Below are 8,400 nucleotides of genomic sequence, written 5' to 3'. Positions count from 1 at the left end.
GTAGCATAGAGCCACTTTTGGCAAGGATCCCGATATGCACGATTTCACTTCCCTTCTGCAGCAGGGCAATGCCTGGCTGTTTATTCCCAGCGCGATACTGCTCGGCGCGCTGCACGGCCTCGAACCCGGCCACTCAAAAACGATGATGGCCGCCTTTATCGTGGCGGTACGGGGAACCTTAAAGCAGGCGGTTCTGTTGGGGCTGGCGGCGACGGTCTCGCATACCGCGGTGGTCTGGCTGATCGCCATGGCCGGCCTGTGGTTTGGCCGCGGCTGGAACGCCCAGACTTCTGAGCCCTGGTTTCAGCTGATCTCGGGGATTGTCATTGTGTTGATTGCCTGCTGGATGCTCTGGCGCACCTGGCGCGAATCGCGGCCCCACGCCCACCACCATCATCCTCAGCACGGGCACGACCATGACCATGACCATCATCATCATGAACATCATGACCACCATCATTCTCACTCCCCTGGCGCGCCGCTGGTGGCTTCCGGGGCTATCGCCGCCCTGAGCATGAAACATGCCACCCGCCGCTGGCCGTGGCTTAACGACATCTCACGCAAAGCGCCATGGATCTCAGGCTTACTGATTATTGTGGTGGGGATCTACATGATGCTTCATGGCCTGAGCGGCCTGTAAACCACAATGCGCCCTCTTCTTGACGACGAGGGCGCGGGTTCCCTTCAGGAGACGCTCTCCCGGGGAGTGCTGACCGCCCGGCGGCGGACGGGCTGGCTGAACCGCGGCAGGCACAGCTGGATCAGCGGCCCAATCGACAGCGCGTAAATGACGGTTCCGACGCCAAACTTGCCCCCCAGCAGACAGCCAATCAGCAACACGGAGAGCTCGATCGCCGTACGGATACTGCGCAATGACCAGCCGGTGCGAGCGTGCAGGCCGGTCATCAGGCCATCGCGCGGACCCGGGCCAAAGCCCGCGCCAATGTACATCCCGGTGGCGATAGCGTTCATCACAATCGCCACCACCAGCAGCGCACTGCGCGCCACCAGCGACTCCAGCGGAGGCAGGACGGCCAGCGTGGCGTCCGCCGCCAGCCCCAGCACGATAACATTACTCACCGTGCCGAGCCCCGGCATCTGCCGAATCGGGATCCATAGCAGCAGCACCGCGGCGCCGGTCAGGATAATCACGGTCCCGAAACTGATCCCCAGCTGTTTAGCCACCCCAAGATGAAAAACGTCCCACGGATCGGCGCCGAGATTAGCATGCACGAAGAGCGCCGTGGACACGCCGTAGAGCACCAGACCGATATATAACTGCAGCAGGCGACGAAGCATATTTTTTCCTCAACATCATTGCGAATGCCCTCATCATCAGCAAAAATGGACTGATAATTAATGGCCAGTTTTGGAAAAGTGGATCGCTATGTCAGCCCGACGCTTTGGAACACAGTCCCTGGTACGCCTGCTTGGCAACTGGCAGGAGTCCAGTTCCCGCACACCGCTATGGCGCCAGCTGGCGGAAGCGCTCCGCCTGCTGATCCTCGATGGCCGTCTGACGCTACAGACGCGCCTGCCCGGCGAGCGCGAGCTGGCGGCAGCCCTCAACGTCAGCCGGACGACCATCGCCAGTGCCCTCGGCCAGCTGCGGGAGGAGGGGTTTCTCCATAGCCGCCAGGGGAGCGGGTCGCGCATTGTCCTGCCGGAACGCCCTGCCGATCTGCCGCCGCACTCTGCGACCCCCTCGACGATCAATCTCTCTACCGCTGCCCTCAGCGCCGGTCCGGAGGTCCATCAGGCCTTCCAGCACGCCATGACCCTGCTGCCGCCCTATCTCACCCAGACCGGCTACGATCAGCAAGGGCTCCCGGTGCTGCGGGAAGCGATTGCCCGGCGCTACAGCGAACGTGGCCTGCCGACGCGGCCCGATGAAGTGATGGTGGTCAACGGCGCGCTCAGCGCCTTCGCGCTGATCCTGCGTCTGTTCACCGGCCCCGGTGACCGGGTGGTCATTGACGCCCCGACCTATCCAATGGCCATCAGCGCCATTCAGGGCGCCTCCTGCCGGCCCGTCGGGGTCGCACTCCCCCAGCAGGGATGGGACTGCGATGGATTAGCGGCGACCATTGCGCAGACCGCGCCGCGTCTGGCATGGCTGATGCCGGATTTTCACAACCCTACCGGGCGCTGTATGGATGCCCCTACCCGCCAGCGGGTCGCGGACATCGCGGCCAGGACGCGAACAACGCTGGTGATCGATGAGACCATGGTCGACCTCTGGTATAACGCCCCGCCCCCGCCGCCGCTGGCCTGCTTTAATCCCGACGCCGCGGTGATCACTATCGGTTCGGCCGGGAAAAGTTTCTGGGGGGGACTGCGCATCGGCTGGATCCGCGCCAGCGCGCGAACGATCGCCTCGCTGATTCAGGCCCGCGACTCTCTGGACCTGGGTACGCCGCTGCTGGAGCAGTTGGCCTGCAGCTGGCTGCTGGCAAACGCCGCCACACTGCTGCCGCCGCGACGGGAGATGCTGCAGGCGCGCCGGGACATGTGCGAAGTGCTGATGAAAGAGTATTTTCCCCGCTGGCGCTTTACGCCACCGGAAGGCGGACTCTCTTTTTGGGTGGAACTCCCTGACATGCTGGCCACCCTGTTCTCTGCGCGGGCGGAAAGCCAGGGGATCCATATCGGCACCGGGACGCGGTTTGGTCTGGAGGGCGCGTTCGATCGCTATTTACGTCTGCCGTTTACCTTGCCGGACGAAGCATTGCGCCAGGCCTTCTCCACGCTACAACCATTGTGGCATAGCCTTGCAGAACAGCGGGAAAATACGCGTTTGCGGAAAATAATATAAGAAAATATCGACGGGCTGGCTTCAGCCCGTCAAAAGTCCGTCATCCATGAGGTATATGAGATGTTTTTATAAAATTGCCTGAGTATCCTGCCATCTGGTTATGGCAACCCGGTGACGGAAATAAGGCAATTTCATTAATGCTGGCGCGGAATAGGAAACCCTTTCAGGGAAATAATAAAGCCATCTTCATCTTTTTTAATTTTAGCGCCGGTGTCACACCAGTCGGAGGCAATGCGAAAGAACTCATCACTACCGATATTCCAGTTCAGGCGAACGTGTTTTACGTATCCTGAGCGCAACATATCGCAGGCTTCGCTATAGTTGCTGGCTGTAGAGAATTGTTGTTTCATTTTTTCTTCTTCAGAAGTTTTCTTAATGCTTTGATTTCTTTAGGGGTTAATGGCGTCGCTTCCTCTTCGGTATGCTGGCTGTCAATGTCCTCTTCCGTCACCCCCGCCTCACCTGCTGATGCCTCCAGCTGAAAAGCCAGCTGCAGCAGCTTTTCCGTTGCCGTACCCAGGTTCTCGTTATTCACTTCCGCATAATGACGCAACTTCTCTTTTAACTCAGCGTCAATTTTTACATTCAAAACCACTGTGGTCATAGCTACGCTTCCCGTGCAATAAAATCATCATAATTAATACACGAAGTTAACATGCTGATCCAGAGATATATTTTATAGCATGGATCTGGCAACAAATTCCCAGCAATAAGATGCGCTTTATTTATGACACGCAAATGACATTAATATTGCAGTAGCATTTCAGATTTATGACAAGTCAATATTATGGAATAAAAACGGGTTGTTTTAGCAACAAAAAATAATATGTGATCTGTATCAGGTATTGAATATAGCAGGAATAAAGACCGGAAAAATATAAGGGATATATCATGAGGGCGAAATGGGTGGGGGCCCTGCCAGCTACATCCCGGCACACACGTCGTCTGCTCTGGCTGCTTCCTTCCGGACCTGACCTGGTAAACAGAGTAGCGTTGCGGGAGAACCAACAGAGCCCCCATTGAGAGCGTTGTTACCCAACGCGCTGGCGCATTATCCCTGCTGACCTGGTGAATTGCAAGCGCGCCCCGACTGCCTGCTGGTTTATTGCGCAATAACGCGAATAAAACCAGTCACTCACGCTCAATCTGTGAGAGTGAGAGCATGCGCTCAGCACACAGCCGGGATATCCACCATACTTATCCACCTTATGTTCTCTTTTATCATCAGCGCATTGTCTCTACGGTAATCGAATGACTGACTCATCACCACAGACCATCACTCTGCCTTTGCCCGCCATTGAAGGGATGACCATCGCCTTTCAGGGGGTGAATTATCTGCGCCCTGAAAAAATGCTCGACTTCGTGACTATCAGTCAGGCGCCGGTGCGGGCGGTCACGCCGCTGGCGCTGCTCTATTCCACCGTCGGCGTGCTGCGTCAGGTGGAACTGCGCAAGCTACCGGTCTACATCAGCGGTCGGGTGGTCTACCCCATCTCGTCGCTGACCATGCCGGGCCTGCGCGCGAAGCTGATCATCAACGCCACCTCGCAGCGGTTAAAATTCCTGGAGAGCCTCATCGCCAGTTCACCTTCCGACAATGTCCATGGCATGCAGATCCTCGGCCTGGCCCTGACGTTCACCGTCGAACAGCCCGCCTGATCTGCAGGCTGTACAGCCTGCAGATCAGCGCTTATGCTGGCGTTTTTCGGGTAACAGGACTGAATATGGATCCGCTCGATACATTTCCCCAACGTGTCTGGCACATTGTGGCGTCAATACCGGAAGGGTATGTCACGACCTATGGCGATGTCGCCAGGCTGGCCGGTTCTCCGCGCGCGGCGCGCCAGGTGGGCGGTGTGCTGAAGCGTCTGCCGGAAGGGTCCACTCTGCCCTGGCATCGGGTGGTCAATCGCCATGGCGATATCTCCCTCACCGGCCCCGATCTGCAGCGGCAGCGTCAGGCATTGCTGGCCGAAGGGGTACAGGTCTCCGGCAGCGGCCATATCGATCTCCAGCACTATCGCTGGGTTTACTGAAGACCAAAAAAAGCCCCCATCCGGGGGCTCATCGAGCTTACTGTGCGACAGGTACGGCGGTCTGCTGAACCGGAACCAGCGTCAGGTCGGCATGGGTGCCCCCCTGATTGATCACCGTCTGCACGGTATCGGTAATGAACATCAGCTGGCCATTAACCGTAATCGCTGCACTCAACAGAATGCGGGCGTTCGGTTGAATATCTGCCGGGTTGTAAGGCAGGGCAAAGTTAAATGGCGCCTGCTTGCCTTCGGTACGCACCGCTTTTTGCGACAATACGCGGGCTGGCGCATCTGCCAGAGAAGCATCCGACAGGGTCACCGTCAGCACCGCATCCGGCGGTAATGCGATTCTCTGGCGGATATTAATCGTCCCCGTGACGCTCGGCTGCTGCTGCGCCACGCTCAGCGTCGCAATACCGTAAGGGTCGGGTGCGGCTGCCTGAGCGGAAGAACTGGTGGAGTGGTGATTAGCACAGGCGGTCAGCGTCGCGGCGACGGCTAAGGCACTAAACATATAGGCAAATTTCATGATGTTCTCCTTATCATCCCTTTATACCCAGGAGGATGTTCCGCCGCTTCGCCGGCAGGAACTTTCGTGTCGTCAATAAGTGTGGCACAGATCTCAGATTTCTTCCTGTTGACCGGTTGTTATTCAGATTATTACACCCATCGGACCACTTGCGATTCCAGGTTATACTTTGCCACATTACGCGCACGGCGCCGCCATTGTTAATTGAGGATAAGTATGAGTCAGGCACTCTCTAACCTGCTGGCATTATTAGATCTGGAAAAAATTGAGGAAGGGTTGTTCCGTGGACAGAGCGAAGACCTGGGTTTGCGCCAGGTTTTTGGCGGCCAGGTGGTGGGCCAGGCGCTGTATGCCGCAAAAGAGACCGTGCCCGTTGAACGTCTGGTGCATTCGTTTCACAGCTACTTTCTGCGCCCCGGCGATAGTCAAAAACCGATCGTCTACGATGTGGAGGTCCTGCGCGACGGCAACAGCTTTAGCGCCCGCCGGGTCGCCGCTATCCAGAACGGGAAGCCGATCTTCTATATGACCGCCTCCTTCCAGGCGCCAGAGCACGGCTATGAGCATCAGAAAGCGATGCCGGCCGCCCCCTCCCCTGACGGACTGCCTTCGGAAACCGACATCGCCCGCAAGCTGGCGCATCTCCTGCCGCCGCAGGTGAAAGACAAATTCCTCTGCGATAAGCCGCTGGAGATCCGCCCGGTGGAATTTCATAACCCGATGAAAGGCCATATCGCCGAGCCGGCGCGCCAGGTCTGGCTGCGCGCCAACGGCGCCGTTCCCGACGATCTGCGCATTCATCAGTATCTGCTGGGCTATGCCTCGGACTTTAACTTTCTGCCGGTGGCGCTGCAGCCGCACGGCGTTGGTTTCCTTGAGCCCGGCATGCAGGTCGCCACCATCGACCACTCAATGTGGTTCCATCGGCCGTTTAATATCAATGAATGGCTGCTGTACAGCGTTGAAAGCACCTCGGCCTCCAGCGCCCGCGGCTTCGTTCGCGGCGAGTTTTACACGCAGGATGGCACGCTGGTTGCCTCAACGGTCCAGGAAGGGGTGATGCGCAACCGCAATGCATAAAAAAAAGCCTCCCTGACGGGAGGCTTTTTGCTACATGGAGAAGGGGTTTCTGTCAGGCGTTGTAGGCGTTTTCGCCATGGCTGTTGACGTCCAGCCCTTCGCGCTCCTGCTCTTCCGGTACGCGCAGCCCTACGGTCATATCCGCCACTTTGTAGCCGATGAAAGCGACGACGCCGGACCAGACCACGGTAATGCCGATACTTTCCAGCTGCACCAGCAGCTGATGGCCCATGGTGACGCCTTCCGCATAACCGACGCCGCCCAGTGAAGTCGCCGCGAAGATACCGGTCAGGATACAGCCGACGATGCCGCAGACGCCGTGGACGCCGAAGACGTCGCAAGGGTCATCCACACGCAGCCAGCGTTTCAGCGCAGTCACGCCCCAGATACCCGCCAGGCCAGAGGCGATACCGACGATCAGCGCGCCGCCGACACCGATATAACCACACGCCGGCGTAACGCCAACCAGACCGGCAATTGCCCCGGAGCAGGCGCCCAGCAGTGAAGGTTTGCCGCGCAGAGCCCATTCGCCAAAGGTCCACGCCAGGATAGCCGCGGCGGTCGCCACGACGGTGTTAACGAACGCCAGGGCCGCGATTTCATTCGCTGCGCTGGCAGAGCCGGCGTTGAAGCCGAACCAGCCCACATAGAGGATAGCGGTGCCGGTGAACACCATCGGCAGGTTATGCGGTTTGAACGCTTCTTTGCCGAAGCCCACGCGTTTGCCCATCATATAGGCGCCCACCAGCCCGGCGACCGCGGCGTTGATGTGCACAACGGTGCCGCCGGCGAAATCCAGCGCGCCATGGGTCGCCAGCAGACCGCCGCCCCAGACCATATGCGCAATCGGCACGTAGGAGAGCGTCATCCACACCACCACGAAAATCAGCACCGCGGAGAAACGGATACGTTCAGCCAGCGCGCCGACGATCAGCCCGACGGTGATGCAGGCGAACGAGCCCTGGAAGGCGACGTGGATATACTGATAGAAGGTGCCCATCAGCGCTTTCAGTTCAATATTTTTCAGCATTACCCAGTCAAAGCTGCCGAAGAAGCTGCCGCCGGTGCCGAAGGCCAGGGTATAGCCATAAATTACCCACAGTACGCAGACGAGGCCAAAGGTGACAATCACCTGCGTCAGCATGGAAAGAACGTTCTTACCGCGGATCAGCCCGCCGTAAAACAGCGCAATCCCCGGGATAGTCATAAACAGAACCAGCGCGGTGCAAATCATCATAAACGCATTATCGGCTTTGTCCGCCACCGCAGGCGCGGCCATCGCCAGCCCCGGAAGAAGGGCTAACGCCCCCAGACCCGATTTCATTGTTGCCATTTTCATTGTTTCGTTCCCCATCACTGTGTGGTCTGGAAATTACAGTGCCGCTTCGTCAGCTTCGCCGGTACGGATGCGAATGACGCGCTGCAATTCAGCGACAAAAATTTTGCCGTCGCCAATTTTTCCGGTGTAAGCCGCTTTGCTGATGACATCGATAACTTCATCCAGCTGATCGTCGGCGATCGCCACATCAATCTTCACTTTTGGCAGAAAGTTGACGCTATACTCGGCGCCGCGGTAGAGCTCCGCATGACCTTTCTGACGGCCAAATCCTTTGACTTCAGTGACCGTCAGGCCCTGAATGCCGATGGAAGACAAGGCTTCACGCACGTCTTCCAGTTTGAATGGTTTGATTACCACGGTAACCAGCTTCATAAGTCCCCTCCAGTCAGTATTCGGTAATGGCCGCAGCTAACACGATGGATATAAAGCAAGGGCTATGCCAGAAATGAAAAAAGGCCGCTGAGCGGCCCTTTGATGGCAAAAAACAGGCGAGAGGTCAGGCATTAGCCTGCGTAAAGACGTTTAACGGGCAAAAATGCACCACGGCGGTGCATTTGATGTAACGTTTTTGCACCACGACAGGCCGACCCGCCTTCGCTGC

11 protein-coding genes and 1 other RNA gene are annotated in these 8,400 nt (G+C 57.9%); 5 read left to right on the top strand and 7 right to left on the bottom strand.

The genetic code is table 11. From position 1 onward, the window contains the following. The first annotated feature begins 34 nt into the window (after positions 1–34). Positions 35–640, top strand: a complete 606-nt coding sequence (locus ABLV52_RS20105; protein ID WP_348890857.1) for a nickel/cobalt efflux transporter — start codon at positions 35–37, stop codon at positions 638–640. A gap of 44 nt (positions 641–684) precedes the next feature. Here ABLV52_RS20105 and ABLV52_RS20100 read toward each other — a convergent pair whose 3' ends face one another. Further along, positions 685–1,299, bottom strand: coding sequence for a hypothetical protein (locus tag ABLV52_RS20100; protein ID WP_348890856.1), 615 nt, complete (start codon positions 1,297–1,299; stop codon positions 685–687). Positions 1,300–1,387: 88 nt separating this feature from the next. Between ABLV52_RS20100 and ABLV52_RS20095 the strand changes: the two genes are divergently transcribed. Next, complete coding sequence (locus tag ABLV52_RS20095; protein WP_044521273.1) at positions 1,388–2,815, top strand: PLP-dependent aminotransferase family protein; 1,428 nt, start codon at positions 1,388–1,390, stop codon at positions 2,813–2,815. 134 nt (positions 2,816–2,949) lie between these two features. Here ABLV52_RS20095 and ABLV52_RS20090 read toward each other — a convergent pair whose 3' ends face one another. The 3 genes from ABLV52_RS20090 to ffs form a co-directional block, all read right to left on the bottom strand. After that, on the bottom strand, positions 2,950–3,165 hold the full coding sequence (locus tag ABLV52_RS20090) for a hypothetical protein (RefSeq protein WP_004142688.1): 216 nt from the start codon (positions 3,163–3,165) through the stop codon (positions 2,950–2,952). After that, the gene (locus tag ABLV52_RS20085) at positions 3,162–3,419 is read right to left on the bottom strand and encodes a hypothetical protein (RefSeq protein ID WP_023288627.1); all 258 of its coding nucleotides are present in this window, start codon (positions 3,417–3,419) and stop codon (positions 3,162–3,164) included. Before ABLV52_RS20085 ends, ABLV52_RS20090 begins: the two co-directional genes overlap by 4 nt. Before the next feature lie 309 nt (positions 3,420–3,728). After that, an RNA gene (gene ffs, locus ABLV52_RS20080) (signal recognition particle sRNA small type) lies at positions 3,729–3,825 on the bottom strand. 241 nt (positions 3,826–4,066) lie between these two features. Here ffs and ABLV52_RS20075 point away from each other — a divergent pair. Together ABLV52_RS20075 and ABLV52_RS20070 are read left to right on the top strand one after the other, a co-directional pair. Next, positions 4,067–4,474, top strand: coding sequence for a hypothetical protein (locus tag ABLV52_RS20075; RefSeq protein ID WP_017898905.1), 408 nt, complete (start codon positions 4,067–4,069; stop codon positions 4,472–4,474). A gap of 65 nt (positions 4,475–4,539) precedes the next feature. Beyond that, a complete protein-coding gene (locus ABLV52_RS20070) occupies positions 4,540–4,851 on the top strand; it encodes an MGMT family protein (RefSeq protein WP_023288626.1) in 312 nt (103 codons plus the stop codon). Between the two features lie 37 nt (positions 4,852–4,888). On the opposite strand, the gene ABLV52_RS20065 is transcribed toward ABLV52_RS20070, so the two are convergent. Then, a complete protein-coding gene (locus tag ABLV52_RS20065; protein ID WP_023288625.1) occupies positions 4,889–5,380 on the bottom strand; it encodes a YbaY family lipoprotein in 492 nt (163 codons plus the stop codon). A 216-nt stretch (positions 5,381–5,596) separates the two neighbouring features. Here ABLV52_RS20065 and tesB point away from each other — a divergent pair, with 216 nt between their 5' ends. Further along, on the top strand, positions 5,597–6,460 hold the full coding sequence (gene tesB, locus ABLV52_RS20060) for an acyl-CoA thioesterase II (protein ID WP_023288624.1): 864 nt from the start codon (positions 5,597–5,599) through the stop codon (positions 6,458–6,460). A 52-nt stretch (positions 6,461–6,512) separates the two neighbouring features. On the opposite strand, the gene amtB is transcribed toward tesB, so the two are convergent. Both amtB and glnK read right to left on the bottom strand, forming a co-directional pair. After that, on the bottom strand, positions 6,513–7,799 hold the full coding sequence (gene amtB / locus ABLV52_RS20055) for an ammonium transporter AmtB (RefSeq protein WP_004204781.1): 1,287 nt from the start codon (positions 7,797–7,799) through the stop codon (positions 6,513–6,515). Positions 7,800–7,832: 33 nt separating this feature from the next. Further along, positions 7,833–8,171 carry a P-II family nitrogen regulator gene (gene glnK / locus ABLV52_RS20050; RefSeq protein ID WP_002891893.1) on the bottom strand — a complete coding sequence of 113 codons (339 nt, stop codon included), beginning with the start codon at positions 8,169–8,171 and terminating at the stop codon, positions 7,833–7,835. Positions 8,172–8,400: the final 229 nt, after the last annotated feature.

The sequence above is a fragment of the Klebsiella sp. GB_Kp056 genome (assembly GCF_040064755.1).
GTDB classification, from domain to species: Bacteria; Pseudomonadota; Gammaproteobacteria; order Enterobacterales; family Enterobacteriaceae; genus Klebsiella; species Klebsiella quasipneumoniae.
This window is presented reverse-complemented; position numbering and strand designations above follow the sequence as displayed.

Bases quoted from the DNA above. Each gene is read 5' to 3' on its own strand.
- ABLV52_RS20095 (WP_044521273.1), top strand. From the start codon at position 1,388: ATGTCAGCCCGACGCTTTGGAACACAGTCCCTGGTACGCCTGCTTGGC.
- ABLV52_RS20065 (WP_023288625.1), bottom strand. From the start codon at position 5,380: ATGAAATTTGCCTATATGTTTAGTGCCTTAGCCGTCGCCGCGACGCTG.
- ABLV52_RS20100 (WP_348890856.1), bottom strand. From the start codon at position 1,299: ATGCTTCGTCGCCTGCTGCAGTTATATATCGGTCTGGTGCTCTACGGC.
- amtB (WP_004204781.1), bottom strand. From the start codon at position 7,799: ATGAAAATGGCAACAATGAAATCGGGTCTGGGGGCGTTAGCCCTTCTT.
- ABLV52_RS20090 (WP_004142688.1), bottom strand. From the start codon at position 3,165: ATGAAACAACAATTCTCTACAGCCAGCAACTATAGCGAAGCCTGCGAT.
- ABLV52_RS20070 (WP_023288626.1), top strand. From the start codon at position 4,540: ATGGATCCGCTCGATACATTTCCCCAACGTGTCTGGCACATTGTGGCG.
- glnK (WP_002891893.1), bottom strand. From the start codon at position 8,171: ATGAAGCTGGTTACCGTGGTAATCAAACCATTCAAACTGGAAGACGTG.
- ABLV52_RS20075 (WP_017898905.1), top strand. From the start codon at position 4,067: ATGACTGACTCATCACCACAGACCATCACTCTGCCTTTGCCCGCCATT.
- tesB (WP_023288624.1), top strand. From the start codon at position 5,597: ATGAGTCAGGCACTCTCTAACCTGCTGGCATTATTAGATCTGGAAAAA.
- ABLV52_RS20085 (WP_023288627.1), bottom strand. From the start codon at position 3,419: ATGACCACAGTGGTTTTGAATGTAAAAATTGACGCTGAGTTAAAAGAG.
- ABLV52_RS20105 (WP_348890857.1), top strand. From the start codon at position 35: ATGCACGATTTCACTTCCCTTCTGCAGCAGGGCAATGCCTGGCTGTTT.